The 21,289-nt window shown below is 69.0% G+C and carries 21 protein-coding genes, 1 tRNA gene and 1 pseudogene; 18 read left to right on the top strand and 5 right to left on the bottom strand.

The features are described 5' to 3' along the window. The first annotated feature begins 52 nt into the window (after positions 1 to 52). A complete protein-coding gene (locus AB8619_RS01905) occupies positions 53 to 1,234 on the top strand; it encodes an acetyl-CoA C-acetyltransferase (RefSeq protein ID WP_436794769.1) in 1,182 nt (393 codons plus the stop codon). 115 nt (positions 1,235 to 1,349) lie between these two features. Here AB8619_RS01905 and AB8619_RS01910 read toward each other — a convergent pair whose 3' ends face one another. Further along, on the bottom strand, positions 1,350 to 1,628 hold the full coding sequence (locus AB8619_RS01910) for a hypothetical protein (protein WP_436794770.1): 279 nt from the start codon (positions 1,626 to 1,628) through the stop codon (positions 1,350 to 1,352). An 80-nt stretch (positions 1,629 to 1,708) separates the two neighbouring features. On the opposite strand from AB8619_RS01910, the gene topA reads away from it, so the two are divergent. The 5 genes from topA (at position 1,709) to AB8619_RS01935 (ending at position 7,800) form a co-directional block, all read left to right on the top strand. Next, complete coding sequence (topA, locus tag AB8619_RS01915; protein WP_436794771.1) at positions 1,709 to 4,402, top strand: type I DNA topoisomerase; 2,694 nt, start codon at positions 1,709 to 1,711, stop codon at positions 4,400 to 4,402. Positions 4,403 to 4,464: 62 nt separating this feature from the next. Then, entirely contained in the window at positions 4,465 to 5,931 is a 1,467-nt protein-coding gene (locus AB8619_RS01920; protein WP_436794772.1) for an MFS transporter, read from the top strand. Next, positions 5,928 to 6,551, top strand: coding sequence for a dTMP kinase (gene tmk, locus AB8619_RS01925; RefSeq protein ID WP_436794773.1), 624 nt, complete (start codon positions 5,928 to 5,930; stop codon positions 6,549 to 6,551). Before AB8619_RS01920 ends, tmk begins: the two co-directional genes overlap by 4 nt. Before the next feature lie 31 nt (positions 6,552 to 6,582). Continuing rightward, the gene (locus tag AB8619_RS01930) at positions 6,583 to 7,671 is read left to right on the top strand and encodes a hypothetical protein (protein ID WP_436794774.1); all 1,089 of its coding nucleotides are present in this window, start codon (positions 6,583 to 6,585) and stop codon (positions 7,669 to 7,671) included. Positions 7,672 to 7,724: 53 nt separating this feature from the next. After that, positions 7,725 to 7,800, top strand: a tRNA-Thr gene (locus AB8619_RS01935). A gap of 25 nt (positions 7,801 to 7,825) precedes the next feature. Here AB8619_RS01935 and AB8619_RS01940 read toward each other — a convergent pair. After that, positions 7,826 to 8,998 (bottom strand): GAF domain-containing sensor histidine kinase, encoded by a 1,173-nt coding sequence (locus AB8619_RS01940; RefSeq protein WP_436794775.1) that lies wholly within the window; start codon positions 8,996 to 8,998, stop codon positions 7,826 to 7,828. A gap of 10 nt (positions 8,999 to 9,008) precedes the next feature. Then, on the bottom strand, positions 9,009 to 9,398 hold the full coding sequence (locus tag AB8619_RS01945; RefSeq protein WP_436794776.1) for a response regulator transcription factor: 390 nt from the start codon (positions 9,396 to 9,398) through the stop codon (positions 9,009 to 9,011). Between the two features lie 125 nt (positions 9,399 to 9,523). Here AB8619_RS01945 and AB8619_RS01950 point away from each other — a divergent pair, with 125 nt between their 5' ends. From AB8619_RS01950 to folE, 12 genes are all read left to right on the top strand, one after another. Then, positions 9,524 to 11,674 (top strand): beta-propeller domain-containing protein, encoded by a 2,151-nt coding sequence (locus AB8619_RS01950; protein WP_436794777.1) that lies wholly within the window; start codon positions 9,524 to 9,526, stop codon positions 11,672 to 11,674. A gap of 72 nt (positions 11,675 to 11,746) precedes the next feature. Next, complete coding sequence (locus AB8619_RS01955) at positions 11,747 to 12,580, top strand: DUF4397 domain-containing protein (protein ID WP_436794778.1); 834 nt, start codon at positions 11,747 to 11,749, stop codon at positions 12,578 to 12,580. A gap of 1 nt (position 12,581) precedes the next feature. Next, positions 12,582 to 13,244 (top strand): class F sortase, encoded by a 663-nt coding sequence (locus AB8619_RS01960; protein WP_436794779.1) that lies wholly within the window; start codon positions 12,582 to 12,584, stop codon positions 13,242 to 13,244. 11 nt (positions 13,245 to 13,255) lie between these two features. Further along, positions 13,256 to 13,843, top strand: coding sequence for a sigma-70 family RNA polymerase sigma factor (locus tag AB8619_RS01965; protein WP_436794780.1), 588 nt, complete (start codon positions 13,256 to 13,258; stop codon positions 13,841 to 13,843). 5 nt (positions 13,844 to 13,848) lie between these two features. Continuing rightward, positions 13,849 to 14,094, top strand: coding sequence for a mycothiol system anti-sigma-R factor (rsrA, locus tag AB8619_RS01970; protein WP_436794781.1), 246 nt, complete (start codon positions 13,849 to 13,851; stop codon positions 14,092 to 14,094). A 9-nt stretch (positions 14,095 to 14,103) separates the two neighbouring features. Then, complete coding sequence (locus AB8619_RS01975) at positions 14,104 to 14,250, top strand: hypothetical protein (protein ID WP_436794782.1); 147 nt, start codon at positions 14,104 to 14,106, stop codon at positions 14,248 to 14,250. Further along, positions 14,243 to 15,325: a zinc-dependent metalloprotease gene (locus AB8619_RS01980; RefSeq protein WP_436794783.1), complete on the top strand. Its 1,083-nt coding sequence runs from the start codon at positions 14,243 to 14,245 to the stop codon at positions 15,323 to 15,325. Before AB8619_RS01975 ends, AB8619_RS01980 begins: the two co-directional genes overlap by 8 nt. After that, positions 15,325 to 16,077 (top strand): response regulator transcription factor, encoded by a 753-nt coding sequence (locus tag AB8619_RS01985; RefSeq protein ID WP_436794784.1) that lies wholly within the window; start codon positions 15,325 to 15,327, stop codon positions 16,075 to 16,077. Before AB8619_RS01980 ends, AB8619_RS01985 begins: the two co-directional genes overlap by 1 nt. Positions 16,078 to 16,094: 17 nt before the next feature. Next, positions 16,095 to 16,988 carry a tRNA lysidine(34) synthetase TilS gene (gene tilS / locus AB8619_RS01990; RefSeq protein WP_436794785.1) on the top strand — a complete coding sequence of 298 codons (894 nt, stop codon included), beginning with the start codon at positions 16,095 to 16,097 and terminating at the stop codon, positions 16,986 to 16,988. Positions 16,989 to 16,999: 11 nt separating this feature from the next. Beyond that, positions 17,000 to 17,542, top strand: coding sequence for a hypoxanthine phosphoribosyltransferase (gene hpt, locus AB8619_RS01995; RefSeq protein ID WP_436794786.1), 543 nt, complete (start codon positions 17,000 to 17,002; stop codon positions 17,540 to 17,542). A 67-nt stretch (positions 17,543 to 17,609) separates the two neighbouring features. Next, on the top strand, positions 17,610 to 19,610 hold the full coding sequence (gene ftsH / locus AB8619_RS02000; protein ID WP_436794787.1) for an ATP-dependent zinc metalloprotease FtsH: 2,001 nt from the start codon (positions 17,610 to 17,612) through the stop codon (positions 19,608 to 19,610). Beyond that, a complete protein-coding gene (folE, locus tag AB8619_RS02005; RefSeq protein ID WP_436794788.1) occupies positions 19,607 to 20,212 on the top strand; it encodes a GTP cyclohydrolase I FolE in 606 nt (201 codons plus the stop codon). Before ftsH ends, folE begins: the two co-directional genes overlap by 4 nt. Here folE and AB8619_RS02010 read toward each other — a convergent pair. Further along, positions 20,209 to 20,610, bottom strand: a complete 402-nt coding sequence (locus AB8619_RS02010; protein WP_436794789.1) for a nicotinate-nucleotide--dimethylbenzimidazole phosphoribosyltransferase — start codon at positions 20,608 to 20,610, stop codon at positions 20,209 to 20,211. The genes folE and AB8619_RS02010 overlap by 4 nt on opposite strands. Positions 20,611 to 20,710: 100 nt before the next feature. Continuing rightward, positions 20,711 to 21,283, bottom strand: a pseudogene (locus AB8619_RS02015) (nicotinate-nucleotide--dimethylbenzimidazole phosphoribosyltransferase); the annotation flags it as partial. Positions 21,284 to 21,289 lie beyond the last annotated feature (6 nt).

Below are 21,289 nucleotides of genomic sequence, written 5' to 3' on the forward strand. Positions count from 1 at the left end.
GCGGCCTCCCTACGATTGCTGGCGAACATTCATCGACGGGGGAGTTGTCCTCATGCCTGGTTCCGTGATCCTCACTGGCGCTCGTACGCCGATCGGGAAGCTGTCGGGTGCATTCGCATCCATGGCTGCCACCGATCTGGGTGGTGTCGCCATCAAGGGTGCGCTCGACAAGGCCGGCCTCTCCGGTGAGGACGTCGACTACGTCATCATGGGCCAGGTCATCCAGGCCGGTGCCGGTCAGATCGCCGCCCGCCAGGCCGCCAGCAACGCCGGCATCCCGATGAGCGTCCCTGCGACGACCATCAACAAGGTGTGCCTGTCGGGCCTCAACGCCATCTACCTCGCCGACCTCATGATCCAGTCGGGCGACGCCGATGTCGTCGTCGCCGGCGGCATGGAGTCGATGACCAACGCTCCGTACCTGCTCCCCGGCGCTCGTGCCGGCTACCGCATCGGTGACCAGAAGGTCGTCGACTCGATGATGTACGACGGTCTCTTCTGCGCCTTCGACCAGGTCGCCATGGGCGCCGGTACCGAGAAGTACGCGGCCTCGGCCGGTCTCGAGCGGGCCCCGCAGGACGAGTTCTCGGCTCTGAGCCACCAGCGTGCCGCCGACGCCATCAAGAACGGCCTCTTCGACGACGAGATCGTCCCGGTCCCCGTGCCCCAGCGCAAGGGTGACCCGGTCCTCGTCAGCGTCGACGAGGGTGTCCGCGGCGACACCACGGCCGAGAGCCTCGGCGGACTCCGCCCCGCATTCGACAAGGCGGGCAACATCACCGCCGGCAACGCGTCGCAGATCTCCGACGGTGCGTCGGCCACGATCGTCGTCTCGGCCGCCAAGGCCGCCGAGCTCGGCATCACCGGCCTCGGCGAGGTCGTCGGGTACGGCCAGGTCGCCGGCCCGGACCCGTCCCTGCTCACGCAGCCCAGCCGCGCGATCCTCAACGCCCTCGAGGGCGCCCCGATCACGCAGGACCAGATCGGCCTCTACGAGCTCAACGAGGCGTTCGCCGCGGTCGGCCTCGCCTCGATGGACCAGCTCGGCATCACGCCGGACATCACCAACGTCAACGGTGGCGCCATCGCTCTCGGGCACCCGGTCGGCATGTCGGGCAACCGCCTCGCCCTCACCATGCTCCACGAGATGAAGCGTCGCGGCGTCGAGTTCGGTGCGGCCGCCCTCTGTGGCGGCGGTGGCCAGGGCGACGCCATCCTGCTCAAGGCGCTCTGATCAGGCCCTGACCAGCGGGCGCTCCGGCGCCCACCAGACATCCGCTGTTCGGGTGCACGATCCGCCGCTTCGGTGGCCGCTCGTGCACCCGGACGCCGTTTTGCGGTGCCCGTGGTCAGGTCAGTGCGTCGGCGGCGTCGCAGAGCGCGAGCAGCCCTCGAACGGCGACCGCACGGGGAGACTCGTCGTTGCCGGCGCGGAGGTCGAGGACCGCGGCGAGCACGGCCTCCCGAGCAGGATCGACCTGGACGCGAGCGAGGTCAGCAACCGCCGTGACGTCCTCCCCGGTGAGGTCGTCGACGTCGGCCACCGATGCCTCCGGATCCTCGCGGAACTCGTTGCGGGCACGGGGATCGTCGACGAGCGCGACCACGAGATGGAGCAGGTTCGTCATCGTCGGCGGAACCTAACGCGACTCGCTCGCGACGACCGGCGGCTTGACACGGTCTCGGGGGTCGTTCATACCCTGCTGCCGTGCCGACACCCTCTCCGTCGCGACCTCTGGTCATCGTCGAGTCTCCTGCAAAGGCCAAGACGATCAGCCAGTTCCTCGGTGACGACTACATCGTCGAAGCCTCCGTGGGACACATCCGCGACCTGCCCTCGAAGGGCCTGTCGATCGACGTCGACTCCGACTTCAAGACCGATTACGAGATCAACCCCGACAAGCGGGACGTCATCAAGCGGCTCAAAGCGCTGCTGAAGGATGCCGACGAGCTCTATCTCGCGACCGATGAGGACCGCGAGGGCGAGGCCATCGCGTGGCACCTCCAAGAGGTGCTCAAGCCCAAGGTCCCGGTCAAGCGGATGGTGTTCCACGAGATCACCCGCGGCGCCATCGAGCACGCCGTCGAGAACAGTCGCGACATCGACTACAAGCGGGTCGACGCCCAGGAGACCCGACGCATCGTCGATCGTCTGTACGGGTACCCCGTCAGCCAGATCATGTGGCGCAAGGTGAACCGTGGCCTCTCGGCGGGTCGTGTGCAGTCGCCGGCCGTCCGTCTCGTGGTCGAGCGTGAGCGTGAGCGCATCGCGTTCGTCAGCGCCGACTACTGGGACCTGACCGCGGCGTTCCCCACCGACCCCGAGTTCACGGCCAAGCTGGTCGCGCTCGACGGTGCCCGTGTCGCCAGCGGACGTGACTTCGGTCAGGACGGGCAGGTCACCCGGGCCGACGTCGCCGTGGTCGACGAGGCCCGTGCCACCGACCTGAAGGCTGGTCTCGAGGGGCAGCCCTACGAGGTCGCCTCGGTCGAGGAGAAGCCCTGGCGCAGTCGCCCCAAGCCGCCGTTCATGACGTCGACCCTCCAGCAGGAGGGCGGTCGCAAGCTCCGGATGTCGGCCAGCCAGATCATGCGCATCGCGCAGGGCCTGTACGAGAAGGGCTACATCACCTACATGCGTACCGACAGCACGACGCTGTCGGACACCGCGGTCCATGCGGCTCGCACCCAGGTCCGCGAGCTCTACGGCGACGACTACGTCCCGGCCGAGCCCCGTACCTACAAGGGCAAGTCGAAGAACGCCCAGGAGGCGCACGAGGCCATCCGTCCGTCGGGTGAGGCGTTCAAGACCCCCGACGAGCTCAAGGCCGAGCTGCGCAAGGACGAGCTCGCTCTCTACGACCTCATCTGGAAGCGCACGGTCGCCTCGCAGATGGAGGACGCGGTCGGCCGCACGATCTCGATGCGGATCAACGCCGACACCGTGTCCCGGGAAGACGCGACCAACGGATCGCCGTCGGTGCGGTGCACCTTCGGTGCCAGCGGCCGCGTCATCACCTTCCCCGGCTATCTCAAGGCCTACGTCGAGGACACCGACGAGGAGGACGAGCGCGACGACGAGGAACGGGTGCTCCCGAACCTCTCCGAGGGCGACGCCCTCCCGGACCCCGCGCTGACCGCCGACGGCCACTCGACAAGCCCGCCCGCACGCTTCACCGAGGCATCGCTCGTGAAGCGCATGGAGGAACTCGGGATCGGTCGTCCCTCGACGTACGCGTCGATCATGGGCACGATCCAAGACCGCGGCTACGTCTTCAAGAAGGGCTCGGCGCTCGTTCCGACGTGGACCGCCTTCGCCGTAGTCAACGTGCTGGAGCGCCAGTTCGGCGAGTACGTCGACTATGCCTTCACCGCCAAGATGGAGGACGACCTCGACCGCATCGCCACCGGCGACGAGGAACGCGTGCCCTGGTTGCACCGCTTCTGGTTCGGCGACGAGGCGACCGGTCGCGACGGCCTCGGCATCACCGTGGACGAGGCGCTCGAGAAGGTCGACGCCGCCGAGGTCAACACCTTCCCCCTGGGCATGGACGACAACGGCCAGATGGTCGTCGCCAAGCCCGGCCGCTACGGCCCCTACGTGAAGCGTGGCGACGACGACACCGCGTCGATTCCCGAAGGGCTCCCGCCCGACGAGCTCACCCTCGAGAAGGCGATCGAACTGCTGGCCGCACCCAAGGGCGACGTGCCGATCGGCGAGCACCCCGACTCGGGGCTGCCCGTCTACGTCAAGACCGGTCGCTTCGGTCCCTACGTGCAGCTCGGCGACTTCGACACCCTCGGTGACGACGTCAAGCCGAAGATGGAGTCGCTGTTCAAGGACCAGAAGCCCGAGGACGTCACGCTCGAGGACGCCCTCAAGCTGTTGTCGCTGCCCCGCGAGGTGGGCATCGACGAGGAGACCGGTCTCCCGGTCCTGGCCCGCAACGGTCGCTACGGCGCCTATGTCTCCAAGGGCGACGAGAAGGGCGCCGACTCGCGCTCGCTCGAGTCGGAGGAGCAGATCTTCACGGTCACGATGGAACGCGCGAAGGCGTTGTTCGCCGAACCGAAGCGCCGTCGCGGTCAGGCAGCCCCCAAGCCGCCGCTGCGCGAGCTGGGCAAGGACCTCGTCACTGAGCAGCCCGTCGTCGTCAAGGACGGCCGCTTCGGGCCCTACGTGACCGATGGCGAGACCAACGCCAGCCTCAAGAAGGGTGATCTCGTCGAGGAGATCACGATCGAGCGTGCATCGGAGCTGCTCCAGATCCGGCGCGAGACCGCCCCGAAGAAGAAGACGGCGGCCAAGCGCAAGCCGGCCAAGAAGAAGGCCTCGAAGAAGAAGTCGGCCGCCAAGAAGACTGCGGCCAAGAAGAAGTCGGCGACCAAGAAGACGACGTGAGGCCACGTGGATCGGATCGGATCGACCGCTCCCGCTCCCGCAGTCTCTAACGTCGTGATGTGATGGCGGACCCCCGCGACCCCAGTGCCGAGGGAGACCTCCCCACGTTGTCGATGCCTGCCGTCGACGACCCCCAGGAACCGACGCGCATGCACGTCCGTCTCTTCGGCTCGACGGCGTTCTTCCGTCTGTGGCTCACCCAGGTGGTGTCGGCCACCGGCGACTGGCTCGGGTTCCTCGCGATCGCCGCACTGGCCACCCGACTGAGCCCGGAGCGTCCCGAGGCTGCCATCGGCTTGGTCATGTCGGCCCGGATCGTCCCCGGGTTCTTCCTCGGGCCCGCCGCCGGGGTGTTCGCCGACCGCTTCGACCGCAAGCGCCTCATGGTGCTGTGCGACATCGGCCGGGCGCTGGTCCTGGCCACACTGCCCTTCGTCGACACCGTGCCCGGGTTGATCGTCGCGTCGTTGGTGCTCGAGGTCTTCACCCTCCTCTGGGCACCGGCGAAGGAGGCCTCGGTCCCGCACATCGTCCCGTCGGACCACCTGACCACGGCCAACTCGCTCTCGCTGGTGGCGGCGTACGGCACCATCCCCCTCGCCGCCGGCATCTTCTCGTTGCTGGCCAAGGCGTCGGAGTGGTTGGGCGACTTCGAACTCCTGACCGTCCTGCGGGGAACCCCGGAGGGGCTCGCGTTCTACTTCGATGCCGCGACGTTCGGGTTGTCGGCGCTGATGATCTACTCCCTCCCGCTGCCGCGTCGTCGCAAGGAGGAGCGCGCCCGGACCTCTGGTCGGCGCATCGAGTTCGGCTCGGCGTGGCGAGAGCTGCGCGAGGGCTGGGAGTTCGTGTTCATCAACCCGGTCGTCCGGTCGGTGAACCTCGGCCTCGCCACCGGTCTCATCGGCGGCGGCATGCTCGTCCCGCTCGGTCCGGTGTTCGCCGAAGACGTCCTCGGTTCCGGGCAGGCCGGCTTCGGCGTGTTGATCTTCGCACTCGGTCTGGGTGTCGCCGGCGGTGTCGTGACGATCTCCGTCTTCCAGAAGCGTGTCCCCAAGGAGTGGGCGTTCGTGACCGCGGTCTTCGTGGCCGGCGCCTCGCTGCTGGCCGCTGCGTCGATGTCCGCCATCGTCCTGGCATCGGTGTTCGTCTTCGTGCTCGGGGTGTGCGCCGGCACGGTCTACGTCCTCGGGTTCACGATGCTCCACGAGCACGTCGAGGACGACCTGCGCGGGCGCATCTTCTCGGCGCTCTACACGCTGGTACGGCTCTGCGTCCTGATCTCGTTCGCCGTCGGACCGTTCCTGTCCGAGCTCTTCGGTGAGCTCTCCGACGCCGTGTTCGACGACAACCACCTCAGTGTCTTCGGAGCGTCGATCGCGGTCCCCGGCGTCGTACTGACGTTGTGGACCGCCGGGCTGATCATCGTGGCCGCGGGATTCATCGCGGCATCGTCGATGCGTGACGCGGCCCGCAAGGAGATGGTCGACATGCCCAAGGGGACCGGCAGCAACGGCACCGACGCGTGACGACCACCGGCGTGCGGGGACGGTTCGTCGCGTTCGAGGGTGGAGAAGCGGTCGGCAAGTCGACGCAGGCCCGCCGCCTCGCCGAACGACTCGACGCCGTGCGGACCTTCGAGCCCGGCGCCACGACCGCCGGCGCGACCATCCGCTCGATCTTCCTCGATCCGGCGACCGGTGACCTCGACCCACGGACCGAGGCGCTGCTGATGGCGGCCGATCGTGCCGAACACGTGGCCTCGGAGATCGAACCGGCGCTCGCCGGCGGCCGGCACGTGGTGACCGATCGCTACCTGTACTCCTCGGTGGCCTATCAGGCCCACGGGCGAGGGTTGGACCCGACCGAGGTGCGCGACCTGTCGCTGTGGGCCACGGGAGGTCTGCAGCCCGACCTCGTCGTCTTCCTCGACCTCCCGGTCGAGGTCGCTCGGGCGAGGGTGCACGACGTGGCACCCGACCGACTCGAGGCCGAGGAGGTCGAGTTCCACGAACGGGTGCGGGCCGGGTTCCGGATCCAGGCCGACGCCGATCCGGATCGTTGGTTGGTGATCGACGCGTCGTTGTCGGCCGACGAGATCGAGGCGCAGATCTGGAAGGCCGTCGCCCCGCTGGTCGCGGGCGGGTGAACCGCCGCCGGCATCAGGCAGGATGGACGCCGTGACCGGAACGGCGATCGACCAAGACCCCGCTGCGACGTCTGCGGTCGACATCTGGTCCGGGGTGGTCGGCCAGGACCATGCGGTCGCCCAACTACAGGCCGCCGCCGTGCAACCGGTGCACGCCTACCTGCTCGTCGGGCCCATGGGTTCCGGGAAGCGGGCGTTGGCCGCGGCCTTCGCCGCGGCGTTGCTCGGCAACGACGCAGCGACGCGTGGCGCCGACGTCGCCCGCGCCCAACGCCTCGCGCTCGACGAGAGCCATCCCGACCTCCACGTGTTCGCTCCCGAGGGGCTCGCCATCCTCGTCAAGGACGCCGAGGCCATCATCAAGGCCGCGTCCCGCAGCCCGGTCGAGGGCGCCCGCAAGGTGCTGGTGCTGACCGAGTTCGAGAAGGTCGACCAGGCCGGGCCGGTGCTCCTCAAGACAATCGAGGAACCGTCGGGCTCGACGGTGTTCGTGATCCTCGCCGAGGAGGTGCCCCCGGAGTTGGTGCCCATCGCCAGTCGTGCGGTGCGCATCGACGTCGGCGCCGTTCCCCTGGACGCCATCATCGACGCCCTCGTGGCGTCGGGTGCGACCCCCGACACGGCGGCGGCCGCGGCGGCTGCGTCCACGGGCGATCTGCTCCGTGCCCGGCTGCTGGTCGAGGACCCGTCGCTCGACGTGCGTCGCGATGCGTGGTCGACGATCCCGCTGCGGGTCGATGGCACGGGGTACACCGCAGCCCAACTCGTCGACGAGGTCATCGCTCACATCGACGCCGCGCAGGAGCCGGTCGACGCCCGCCAGCGTGTCGAGGCGGTCGAACTCGCCGGACAGATCGAGGACCTCGGTCTCCCTCGCGGCGCGTTGAAGGACCTGGAGACCCGCCACAAGCGTCAGGTCCGTCGCCACCGGCGCATCGAACTCCGCTTCGGTCTGGCGATGATGGCGGCCACGTATCGCGACCGCCTCGCGATCGTCGACGACCCCGTTCCGCTGCTCGACGCCATCGACCGGCTGGGCGATGTCGCCGAGGCGATCGACCGCAATCCGAACGAACTGCTGCTGTTGCAGGCCCTCGTCGCCGGGCTTCCGCCGCTCTGACCGCAGATCGGCTTCCGGCGCGGCGCCCACCTCGCGCTAGCGTGCACGGCTCCGCCCGAATAGCTCAGTTGGCAGAGCGACGCTCTCGTAAAGCGTAGGTCGCGAGTTCAATTCTCGCTTCGGGCTCCAAGTCGTTGCCGGTGACGGTGAGGCCTCAGTCGTGGGGAAGGTCGACGCGGAACACGACGCTGAGGGGGTCGTCCACCAGTCGGACGCTGCCCCCGTGGGCGGTCACGAGACGCCACACGATGTGGAGCCCCAGGCCGGTGCGAGAACCCGAGCCGGTGCCGGGCCGGTAGCGGCCGAAGAGCAGCGCGGCAGCTTCGGCATCGATCTGTGGGCCGGCGTTGGCGACCGAGATCGACGCCCCCGCAGGTGTCTGCGTGACCTCGATCTCGAACGGGGCCTCGCCATGGCGAAGGGCGTTGTCGAGGAGGTTCTGCACCACCCGCTCCATCGCGCGTTGATCGACGAGGGCGTGGACCGGGGTCTTGGCGGTCACGGTGACCCTGACGCCGTGCGTCGCGGTCTTCTGGGCGGCGAGGCGTTCGCAGAGTTGGTGCAGGTCGAGGTGTTCGCGCTTCAGCGGGATGTCGAGGTTGTGGGGGCGGGTCGCGATGAGGAGGTCGTCGACGAGGCCGTCGAGTTGGGCGGCCGACCGGTCGATGACGGCGCGGAGGCTCTCACGGTCGGCGGCGTCACTCCCACTGAACAGACGGGCGGCGCCGACGAGCGTGGCCACGGGGCTGCGCAGGTCGTGGGCCACGAGCGCCACCCGGTCGGCCACGACGTCGGCGTCGGGTCCGGCCTCGGCGGCGACGAAGCCGTTGACGACGTCGGCGATCGTGGAGAGCACCAGGCGCTCGGTGTCGGTCCAGGCGCGAGGCGTCGACGAGATGGCGCAGGTCGCGCCGAGGACCTCGCCGCCGGCACCACGCAGCGGCATTCCCAGGTACGACGCCACACCGAGTTCGCCGGCGAGCGTGCCCTCGAGCAACGTCGACTCCTCGATGTCGAAGAACGCCATCGGTTGGTCCTCGGTGACGACGAACTGGCAGAGCGACCGAGGGAGGTCGCTCTGGCGACGGCTCGACCACGGCTCGGGGAGACCCGTGGATGCGACGAAGAACTGACGGTCGAGATCGACGAGGCTCACGAGCGCAGCGTCGGCACCCATGAGCAACGGGATGAGACTGACCATCTTCGCCACCGCGGGCGGTGTGGGTGCGTCGAGGAGCCCGGTGGCTCGGACCGCAGCGAGGCGCGCAGGGTCGTCCAGTCGCCGCTCGATGCGTCGGTCGTTGCGGGGCTCGGTCCCGTCGGGCACCGCGCGGACGCTACCGCCGTGTTGCCGCGTCCAGCTTGTCGAGCAACGAAGTCGTGAGGTTGCGCTTCTCGAGCACCGCGTCGGCTCCCGCCGCGGTGGCTTCGGCATGCAGCACCGGATCGCTCGAGCCGGTGACGGCCACGAGGCGAGCGCCGGGTAGGTCACGTCGAAGTCGTCGGAGGAGCCAGAGGCCGTCCTCACCGATCAGGAACAGGTCGACCATCACGGCATCGGGGCGGGCCCGCAGTGCCAGCTCGAGTCCGGCACGTGCGGTGTCGGCCTCACCGACCACGGTGAAGCGCTCGTCGGCCTCGAGCGCGCAGCCGAGGAGATAGCGAACCTCGTGGCTGTCGTCGACGATCAGGAGACTGCAGGTCTCCGTCATGGTCTGGGTCCGCATCGTGTCCGCCTCTCGAAGGGTGTGGAAGAGTTGTCGGCAGGTCGGGGGCAGACCTTGACAGACTCGTCGAAGGGGAAAACACGGCGGGCGGGAACCGGACGACGGTTTCGCGACGTCACAGGACCATGCGAACTCCACGAACGGGTACGGGTGTGCGGGCGGCAGCGATGGCGCTGGCCGTGGTGTTGACGGCGGCAGCGTGCTCGTCGGGGGACGGCGATCCCCGGGCGGCGGGAGGCGGGAGTCCGTTCTTCCTCGGCGTCCGGTCGAACGCCCCGACACTCCTGCGCGAGGGGCAGAGTTGCGACCAGGTCCTCGAGGACTTCCAGACGTTTGCCCCCGCGGTCCTGCGTGGATCCATGGGCTTCGGCATGGAGGGCGAATCGTTCACTCCGGTCGGCGGGGTGCTCGAGGACTCGGCGCCGACCGGCGTGGCGGTCGACGAGGCGTCCGGTGACGGCTTCTCGGCGGCGCCGGCATCGCCCGAGAGCGGTCGCGCCGCGGACGGCGGCTCGTCCGACACCAACACCCAGGAAGCCGGCATCGACGAACCCGACACGGTCGAGAACGACGGTGACTTCGTCTATGTGGTCGATCAACAAGAACTCGTCATCCTCGACGGCGCCACCGCCGAGGTGCTGAGCCGCCTCGCCCTCGCCTCCTACGGGGCGCAGATCCTCCTCTCCGGCGACCGGCTGCTCGCGATCTCCGGTGGTGGCGGCTTCTACGGCGGTCCGATGCCCGTCGATGACATCGCCATCTCGAGCCCGCCGCCGGCGACCGACGAGGCCCGCACGGAACCCGTCGAACCGGGCGTCGCCCCCGACGACGAGCCGGAACCACTCCCGGAACCGCTTCCGCTCCCGGTCGAGCCCGAGCCGATGCCGATCGATCCGCCGTCGTTCGCCGCCGGGATGTCGATCCAACTGATCGACGTGTCCGACCGCACGGCTCCGGCCGTGATCGAGACGACCGAGATCGAGGGCAACCACGTCGACACCCGTGTCGTCGACGGCGTCGCTCGCATCGTCGTGACGTCGTACCCACAGCCGCCGCAGTTCGCCCGTGCCTTCGACGACATGGTCGACATGTCCGACATCGAGGCTGCGCTCGACGACACGATCGACGAGACCACCATCGACGACTGGCTGCCGGCGTTCCGGACGACGACCGCGGCCGAGGACGGCGCAGCTCCCTCGTCACTGGAAGGGGCCATCGTCGAATGTGATGACGTCCTCGTGCCCGAGGTCAATGCCGGCATCAGCGAGACGTCGATCCTCCGGGTCGACTTCGACAGCGGGTTCGACCCGTCGAACACGACGACGATCGTGGCCGACGCCGGGACCGTCTACGCCTCGGCGTCGACGCTCTACGTGGCGGCCACCCAGTGGGTCAGCGCCGGCGACCAGGGCGGCATCTCGTCCGAGGACTGGTCGACGGCGGTCCACGCCTTCGACCTGGGCGGAGACGGAGCGGCCTCGCACGTCGCCGCCGGCGAGGTCCCCGGGAGCACGCTCAACCAGTACTCGCTGTCGGAGTTCGACGGCCACCTCCGTGTCGCCACGACCGAGGGGACGCCGTGGGACGGCCGCGACGAGAGCGAGTCCGGCGTGCACGTCTTCGAGGTCCAGGGCGGCGAGTTGGTCGAGGTCGGCTCGGTCGGTGGCCTGGGCAGGACCGAGACCATCCAGTCGGTCCGTTTCATGGGCCCGGTCGGCTACGTGGTGACGTTCCGCCAGACCGACCCGCTCTACGTGATCGACCTGTCCGACCCGCGGTCGCCGCAGGCCGTGGGGGAGCTCAAGATCCCCGGCTTCTCGTCGTACCTCCACCCCGTGGGCGAAGGGCGCCTCCTGGGCATCGGTCGTGACGCCGACCTCGAGGGCCGGGACCAGGGGTTCCTGATCTCGCTGTTCGACGTCTCCGACCCGACGAACCCGAAGCAGATCCAGACCCACACCGAGCGCGAGGCCTACTCGCAGGCCGGCAACGACCCGCAGGCCTTCCTGTGGTGGGCGCCCGAGTCGGCGGCGATCCTCCCGATGGAACGGTTCCAGGAGCCGACCCCCAACCAGCCCGAGGGATTCGGCGCCGGCATGACCGTCTTCGACGTCGCCGACTCGGGCATCACCGAGCGGGGAACGGTGATCGCCGGCGGCAGGTACCCGTCCCGTGCGGTCGTCGTCCAGGACCAGTTGTGGTCGCTCTTCGACGGTGGCGTGGTGGTGTCGACCTTCGACGACGTGGCAAACGGGACATACCACGGATTTCGCTAGACCTCTCATCCAGAGGATCGCCGAACCCGTACTCCATGTGATTCACCACCACTGACCCAGATGGAGAAACCCATGAAGTACCTCGTTCGAATCGTTGCGCTCGCCACCGCGGCGGTCGCACTCCTGGCCCTCCCGGCCAGCGCCCAAGAAGATGTCCGCATCCACCTGATCCACGGCATCCCGGACACTCCCGTCGACGTGATCGTCGACGGCGACGTCGTGTTCGCCGACTTCCAGCCCGGTGACACCGAGGACCTCTCGTCCCTGGCCGGCGAGACCCTCGTCGGACTGATGGTGAACCTCGCAGGCACCGACACCACTGCGATCCCCGCCGGCGACACGGCGTTGCCGGCCACGGGCAACTACACGATCATCGCCCACCTGGACGCCGACGGGAACCCGACCCTCGCCGTGTTCGAGAACGACACCTCGCCGATCGAGGCGGGCCAGGGTCGCCTGACCGTGCGTCACACGGCAGCCGCTCCGGCCGTCGACGTCCTCGCCAACGGCGACGCTGCGTTCGAGGGTCTCACCAACCCGAACGAGGTCTCCGCGGACCTCCCGACCGGCACCATCAGCGCCTCGGTCGTGCCTGCCGGCGAGACCGCCCCCGTCGTGATCGGCCCGGCCGACCTCGCCATCGAGGACGGCACCAGCCTCATCGTCTACGCCGTCGGCTCGCTCGAGGGTGAGACGCTGACCGTCCTCACCGAGTCGATCACGGGCCTCGGTGCTGCGCCGGCCGAGGAAGCCGCTGCCGAGACGCCCGTGCCCAGCGCGGTGAACACCGGCAACAGCCCGGTCAGCGAGACCAGCACCGGCTTCCCGGTCGCCCTCGCGGCCTTCGCTGCCCTGCTCGTGGCTGCGGTCCCGGTCCGTCGCATGGCGATGGCCCGCACCCGCTGACGTGCGCAGTCGTCGCCATGCCCTCCTGGTGGCGTCGGCTGCCGTCCTGCTGGCCGTGGGCGCATGCAGCGCCCCGGCCGGCGAAGGCGCCGAACTCCCGACACCCGATCAGGGCGACGTGCCCTCGGAGGGTCTCGGGAGTTCGGCGCTCTCCGGTCGTACGGAGCGCCTCGACTCCGCGCTCTACGACCCGTCCGAGCACCGGGCGCCACGACGGCCGACCGGTCTCTCGATCAGCGCCCTCGGCGTCGAGGGCGCACCGGTCCTCCCGGTGGGACTCGAACCCAACGGCGAGATGGAGATCCCCGGCGTCGACGACGTCGGTTGGTACGAACTCGGTGTCGCCCCGGGCGAGGTCGGGTCGGCCGTCCTCGCTGCACACATCGCGTACGACGGTGTCGACGGGGTCTTCCGCCATCTCGAGCGTCTCTCGGACGGCGACGACGTCTCGGTGGCGTTCGACGACGGTTCGAGCCGGCGCTACCGGATCACCGCCGTGACCGAATACGGCAAGGACGAGCTGCCGGCGGAGTTGTTCTCCCGGACGCTTCCAGAGCGCCTCGTCCTCATCACGTGCGGAGGGGAGTTCAACGCCTCGATCCGCAGCTACGAGAGCAACGTCGTCGCCTTCGCCGAGCCCGTCGATCCAGCGGACGCCGGATAGGGTCGTCGGCCATGGCCGACCAAGCGACGTTCTCCGAACAGGCCATGCCGTTCATGGACTCGCTCTACGGCGCCGCCATGCGGATGACCCGCAACAAGGCCGACGCCGAGGACCTGGTGCAGGAGACCTACCTGAAGGCGTACCGCGGTTTCGGCGGCTTCACCGAGGGGACCAACCTCAAGGCCTGGCTCTACCGGATCCTGACGAACACCTACATCAACATCTACCGCAAGAAGCAGCGTCGGCCCGACGAGACCGACCTGGCCGAGGTCGAGGACCTGTACCTCTATCGCCGCCTCGGTGGGCTCGAGGCAGCGACCGCCGGTCGTTCGGCCGAGGAGGAGCTCCTCGACCTGTTCGCCGAGTCCGAGGTCAAGGACGCGATGGAGTCGCTTCCGGAGAACTTCCGCATCGCCGTCCTGCTGGCCGATGTCGAGGGGTTCGCCTACAAGGAGATCGCCGAGATCCTCGACATCCCCATCGGCACGGTGATGTCTCGGCTGCATCGGGGAAGAAAAGCGCTCCAGAAGCAGTTGTACGAGTTCGCCGTCGCCCGTGGACTCGCCGAGCCCACGAATCTGAGCGATGTCGGGAGTTGACGAGAATGGCTGCTGAAAAACACGACTGCTCCGAGACGCTGCACGAGCTGTACCACTTCCTCGACGGTGAGTGCACCGACGCGAAGCGGGCTGCGATCCAACAGCACCTCGAGGACTGTCCGCCGTGCTTCGAGGCGTTCGATTTCGAGGCCGAGATCAAGGCCTACGTCTCGAGCAAGTGTCGGGAGAAGGCGACCGACGACCTCCGTGCGCGGATCGCGGATGCCATCGGCCACGAGCCGTCGACCTAGGATCGAGTCATGTTCGCAGCTCCCATCTGGCACTTCTGGATCGCTGTCGTCCTGATGGCATTCGCCGTCGTCCCGGTGACCGCGATGGTCGTGATCGGGTACCTGAACAAGGTCGTCAAGCCGAAGTACCCGGGGGCCGACCAAGAGCGTGGCTGACCTGGTCGACTGGGACCTGGCTGAACGCATCGCCGTTCGGGCCGCTGGTCGAGAGCCGCTCGCGGACTCCTACCTGGCCGACTCGCTCGAAGCCGACTTCGAAGAACTGACCGCCCTCGCCGAAGAACTGGTCGAGGCCGAGACCGGACTGCGCTCGTTGTCCGGTGCTGCCCGTGGGCAGGTCACCGACCGCGCCGGTTGGGTGCGAGCCAACATCGCCTCGTTCCAACGGCTGTTGTCGCCGGTGACCGACCGGATGTCGTCCCGCGTGCGGGGCCCGGGCGCCGTGGTGATGCGGACCGCCGCCGCCGCCGAGGTCGGCATGTTGCTCGGATGGATGTCGGGTCGCGTGCTCGGCCAGTACGACCTGTTGATGGCGGCCGGCGACGACGACCGGCCCGACGACGTGGGCGACACCGTCTACTACGTGGGCCCCAACGTCTTGTCGCTCGAGAAGCGCTTCGGGTTCCCGCCACGCGAGTTCCGCTTGTGGCTGGCGATTCACGAGGTCACCCACCGCGCGCAGTTCACCGGTGTGCCGTGGATGCGGTCGCACTACCTCGGCCTGATCGACTCGATGCTGTCGTCCGCCTCTGTCGACCCGATGGTGCTGGTGCGGGCGCTCAAGCGGGCCGTCGACGAGATCCGCGCCGGGCGCAGCCCCATGTCCGAGGGCGGGCTCGCCCACGTCCTGGCCTCGCCGGAGCAGCGCGTGGTGCTCGACCAGATCGGCGGGCTGATGAGCCTGCTCGAAGGACACGGCGATGTCACGATGAACCGCGCCGGCATCGACCACGTCCCGTCGGCCGACCGGTTCGCTCGGGTGCTCCAGCAGCGCCGGGCCTCGGCCAACGCGGTCAATCGCACCGTGCAACGGGTGCTCGGGCTCGAGGCCAAGTTGAACCAGTACCAGCAGGGCGAGGACTTCATCGCCGAGGTCGAGCGGCTCGCCGGCGGCAAGACCGGCCTCGAACCGGCATGGCGAGGCCCGAGCTGGCTCCCCACCCTCGCCGAGATCCGCGACCCGCAGGAGTGGGTCGACCGGGTCCGACTGTCCGAGGAGCTCGTGACCTGATGGCGTCGATCCTCGTCGTCGACGACGAACCCGACATCCGCTACCTCGCCCAGATGGCGCTCGAATCGGACGGCCACCTGGTCATGACGGCGTCCGACGGCGACGACGCCCTCGCCGCCATCGAGGTCGAGGTGCCCGACGTCGTGCTGCTCGACGTGATGATGCCGGAGGTCGACGGATGGACCGTCCTCGACCGGCTCAAGTCCCACTTCGACGATCGCATCTCGACCGTGCGGGTGATCATGGTCACCTCGTTGGGCGCCGACATGGAGAAGGCCCGTGGAGGGGTCGGTGGCGCGATCCGTTATCTGGTCAAGCCCGTGGACGCCGACGACCTCCTGGCCACGGTGCGCGAGGTGCTCGCCGGTGCCCCGGAGCCCGAACAGCGGCGACAGGCCCAGACGGGTGCGCTCACCGCCATCGCCCGGATCGAGAAGGGCATGTCACCGGACACGGTCGACACCGAACCGCGGCCTCGCTTCGCCGGGCTCGAACGGATGTCCCGGACCGCCGCTGGCGACGGAGGCGACACGCCGCGCCGCCTGGTGACCGGCGAACTGACCGACACCCAACTCGAGATCCTCCGTGTGGTGTCGGAGACCGATTCGGTGGTCAACGCGGCGGCGACGCTCGGAGTCAGTCGCGCCAACATCTACGCGAGCCTCCGGCGCAGCGCTCGCACTCTCGGCATCGACAGCGTGCCCGATGCGCTCGACATGCTGCGCAGCGGCACGCTCGTCGTCGCCGACTGAGGCAGTCGACGCTCGCCGTGGCTGATCTCGGCAGCGCTGTCGCATCGGTGCGCGACCGGTGCACCTTCCCCGTGGCGGGAACCACCGTCACCTGTGCGGTGTCCGGAGGAGCCGACTCGCTGGCGTTGTTGGCTCTGGCGGTCGATGCCGGGTTGCGGGTGACGGCGGTGCACGTCGACCACGGGCTGCGTCCTGACAGCGCCGGTGAAGCGCGTGTCGTCGCCGATGCCGCCGACCGGTTCGGCGCCGGATTCCGAGCCGAACGGGTCACGGTCGACCCGGGCGGCGACCTCGAAGCACGGGCCCGGCGCGCCCGCCACCACGTCCTTCCCGACGACGCGCTGTTCGGACACACCCTCGACGATCAGGCCGAGACGGTCATCCTGGCGCTCCTGCGGGGAACCGGGCTCGACGGCCTTCGCGGGATGTCGCCCGCTCGACACCCGATCCTCGCCGTTCGACGCGCCGAGACCGAGGCCATCTGCGCTGCGCTCAGCCTCGATCCGGTACGGGATCCGACGAACACCGATGCCCGGTTCCGTCGGAACCGGATCCGACACGAGGTCCTGCCGCTGCTCGACGACGTCGCCGAGCGAGACGTGCGCCCGATCCTGGCCCGATCGGCCGACGTCGTCGCAGCCGACGTCGAGCACCTGGAGCGCCTGGCCGCAGCCATCGATCCGACTGATGCTCGAGCGTTGGCCGACGCACCGGTGGCGCTCGGGCGTCGTGCGGTGCGGGCGTGGCTCCGTGCACACGACCCCGACGGCCACCCGCCCGACCTGGCCTCGGTCGATCGCGTGCTCGGCGTCGCCCGCGGTGACGCCGTCGCAGCCCAGGTGGGTGGTGGTCTGGAGATCCGTCGGTCGAACCAGCAGCTCGAAGCGAGACGGCTTCCGGTGCGCGGCTAGGTTCGGCGCGCGTGGCTGAACAGCAGGACGAACTCATCGGCGACGTGCTCGTCACGGCAGAGGACCTGCGCACTCGGATCGCAGAACTCGGCAAGGAGATCGCCGAGGACTACGAGGGCAAGACGCCCTTGCTCATCGCCGTCCTCAAGGGTGCGTTCATCTTCATGGCCGATCTGGCTCGGGCGATCGATGCGCCGGTCGAAGTCGACTTCATGGCCGTCTCGTCCTACGGGGCGAGCACGCGGTCGTCGGGCGTCGTCCGGATCGTCAAGGACCTGGACATCGATCTCGCCGACCGCCACGTCATCATCGTCGAGGACATCATCGACTCGGGCTTGACGCTCCGGTACCTGCGCAAGACCCTGCGGGCACGCCAACCGGCCTCGCTCGAGGTGTGCGCGCTCTTCGTCCGTGAGGGCAACCAGGAAGCCGACGTCGATCTCCGCTACATCGGCTTCCGGATCCCACCGGCATTCGTCATCGGCTACGGCCTCGACGTCGCCGAGCGGTACCGCAATCTCCCCGACATCAGGAACTACCTGGGCTCCGAGTGAGCACCGGCGGGTGAGCCACCGCCGCGGGGCCATTCGGGAACGGTCCCGGTAACATCTCCGGATTCCCATGAAACGCTTCCGCCGCTCCACATTCCTCTGGATCGCCCTCATCGTCGCCGCCGTTCTCGTCGGCGGGTCGTTCCTGCGCCAGGGTCCCGACGTCGAGGATCTCGACCTGAACGCATTCCGCGAGGCGGTGGCCGACGGTGAAGTCGAGACCGCCACCATCAAGGACCGCAGTCACGAGGTCACCGGCGAGCTCGAGGACGGCACGAAGTACAAGATCTCGTACCCGGCCGAGTTCGCCGACGAGCTCACGACCGAGCTCTCCGAGGCCCGTCCGTCCATCGACATCGAGACCGACCAGCAGCAGGAGTCGATCTGGGTCTCGCTGCTGTTCAGCCTCCTCCCGCTCCTGATCCTCTTCGGCCTGTTCCTGTTCGTGATCAACGCCATGCAGGGTGGCGGCAGCCGCGTCATGCAGTTCGGCAAGGCCAAGGCGAAGCAGTTCAACAAGGACCAGCCCCAGGTCACCTTCGACGACGTCGCCGGCGCCGACGAGGCGGTCGAGGAACTCCGCGAGATCAAGGACTTCCTCAAGGACCCGGCCAAGTTCCACGCCATCGGCGCCAAGATCCCGCGCGGTGTCCTGTTGGTCGGCCCTCCGGGTACCGGCAAGACCCTCCTCGCCCGTGCGGTCGCCGGTGAAGCCGGTGCGCCCTTCTTCTCGATCTCCGGCTCGGACTTCGTCGAGATGTTCGTCGGCGTCGGCGCCTCCCGCGTCCGCGACCTGTTCGAACAGGCCAAGGCCCAGGCGCCCGCCATCATCTTCATCGACGAGATCGACGCCGTCGGCCGTCATCGCGGTGCCGGCATGGGCGGCGGCCACGACGAGCGGGAGCAGACGCTCAACCAGATGCTCGTCGAGATGGATGGCTTCGAGGCCCAGACCGGCGTCATCCTGATCGCGGCCACCAACCGCCCCGACATCCTCGACCCGGCGCTCCTGCGGCCGGGCCGTTTCGACCGTCAGATCGTGGTCGACCGTCCCGATCTCGAGGGCCGCAAGGCGATCCTCGACGTGCACTCGAAGGGCAAGCCGCTCGACGACGACGTCGACAACTCGGTCATCGCCCGCCGGACGCCTGGCTTCACCGGCGCCGACCTCGCCAACCTCATGAACGAGGCAGCGCTCCTCGCTGCCCGCAACTCGGTGCAGACCATCGACATGGCGATCGTCGAGTCGTCGATCGACCGTGTCCTCGCAGGACCCGAACGCAAGACCCGGGTCATGTCCGAGAAGGAACGCAAGGTCACGGCGTACCACGAGGGCGGACACGCGCTCGTCGGCCACGTGCTCGAGCACTGCGACCCGATCCACAAGGTCTCGATCGTCGCCCGGGGCCGAGCCCTCGGTTGGACGCTGGCCCTGCCGATCGAGGACCGATACACCCACACCAAGTCCGAACTCGTCGACCGCCTCGCCATGCTGCTCGGCGGCCGTACGGCCGAAGAGGTCGTGTTCGGTGAGATCACGACCGGCGCCGCCGACGACATCGAGAAGGCCACCGAGATCGCTCGGGCCATGGTCACCGCGTACGGCATGAGCGACAACGTCGGCCCGCTCGCTCTGGGAGCGAAGCAGGGCGAGGTGTTCCTCGGCAAGGACTACGGCCACGAGGCCAACTACTCCGAGACGGTGGCCGCGACCATCGATCACGAGATCCGCACCCTCATCAGCAACGCCCACGACCGGGCCGAGGCGATCCTGACGGCCTACCGGTCGACGCTCGACAAGCTGGCGACCGAGATGCTCGACAAGGAGACGCTCGACGACACCGAACTCGATCGCATCTTCGGCGACATCGAGACGTGGGTCGACCCCGACCCGTCGGCGCTCGACGCCGAAGAAGCTCCTGACCTCCCGGCACCGGCCGTCGAGTCCGACGTCCCCGCCGTCGTTGCGTCAGAGCGGACCGAACCCGAACCCCGGCCTGCTCCCGAGCCGGCAAAGCAACCGCGCTCGCGTCGCTGGTCACGCCTGCGTCCGGGAACGTCCGGCACATGACCGCTCCCGAAGACGAGCGCCCGACGCTCGCGCCCGAGATCGACCAGCCGCGCATCGAAGCCGCCGTACGCGAGATCCTCGCTGCCGTCGGCGAGGACCCCGCGCGTGACGGCCTCCTCGACACCCCGGCCCGAGTCGCCCGCATGTACGCCGAGATCTTCGCCGGTCTCCACGACACGCCCGACCGGCACCTCAAGACGACGTTCGAGGCCGACCACGACGAGATGGTCATGGTCCGAGACATCCCGATCTACTCGGCGTGCGAACACCACCTGATCCCGTTCATCGGCTCCGCGCACATCGCGTACATCCCGAACGACAACGGTCGCATCACCGGGCTCTCCAAGCTCGCCCGCCTGGCCGATGTCTACGCCAAGCGTCCGCAGGTGCAGGAGCGCCTCACGGTGCAGATCGCCGATGCGCTCGACCGGGTCCTCGAACCCAAGGGCGTGTTGGTCGTCGTCGAGGCCGAGCACCTCTGCATGTCGATGCGCGGCGTCCGCAAGCCGGGTTCGAGCACCATCACGTCGGCGGTCCGCGGACTCTTCCGCACCAACGCCGCCACCCGCTACGAGGCGATGCGCTTCATCGGCGTCAGCTAGCCCGGCAGGTCGGCCATGTCGCGCAGTGCGCGGCACGCCGCCTGCACCATGGGGACGGCGAGGCAGGCGCCGGTGCCCTCGCCCAGACGGAGATCGAGGTCGAGCACCGGGTCGAGGCCCAGGTGGTCGAGGGCTACGGAGGCGGCGGGTTCGGTCGACCGGTGGCCGGCGATGACCCGCGATGACGTGCCCGGAGCGAGTGCGTCGGCCACGCAGAGCGCAGCGCAGGCGATGACTCCGTCGACGATCACGGGGATCCGGGCGGCCGCGGCGCCGAGGTAGAACCCGACGAGGGCAGCGATCTCGAGTCCGCCGACCGCGGCGAGGACGTCGATCGGGTCGGCGTCGGCGGAGATCCGTGCGAGGGCACCCTCGATGATCGCCTGCTTGCGTGCCATCCCCGACTCGTCGCTGCCTGCTCCTGGACCGACGAGTGACTCGAACGGGTTGCCCGGTGAAGTGGGCGATGAGCGCGGCGGACGGCGTGGTGTTGCCGATGCCCATGTCGCCACCGACCAGCAGGTCGCCGCCGTCCTCGATCGTCACCCGGGCTGCCGCGGCACCGACACCGATGGCCGTCAACGCTTCGTCCCGCGACATCGCCGGCCCGGAGGCGAAGCTCGCCGTTCCCGCCCGCACCTTGGCGTCGACCACGACGTCGAGGTGCGACAGGTCGGTCGCGACGCCGACGTCGACGAGGCTGACGCTCGCTCCCACCGTGGCGGCGAACGCGTTGATCGCCGCTGCGCCACCGGCCATGGCCTCGACCATGAGGCCCGTGACCTCGCTCGGCCAGGCACTCGCTCCGTCGGCGACCACGCCATGATCGCCGGCGAAGACCACCACACCAGGCTCCTGGGGCACCGCCGGCGGGCAGGTGCCCGTGATCGCTGCGACCCGCGTCGCGAGTGCCTCGAGTCGACCCAGCGAACCGGGAGGCTTGGCGCGGGTGTCCCATCGCGCTGCCGCTTCGTCCATCGCGGTGACGTACGCGGGATCGTCGGCGCCAGGGGTGACGCGTGCGATGAGGTCGTCGAGTGACGTCTCGGGGATCTCGGGGATCTCGGGCATGGAGGC

It is taken from the genome of Actinospongiicola halichondriae (assembly GCF_049103745.1).
Classification (GTDB): domain Bacteria; phylum Actinomycetota; class Acidimicrobiia; order Acidimicrobiales; family Salinilacustritrichaceae; genus Salinilacustrithrix; species Salinilacustrithrix halichondriae.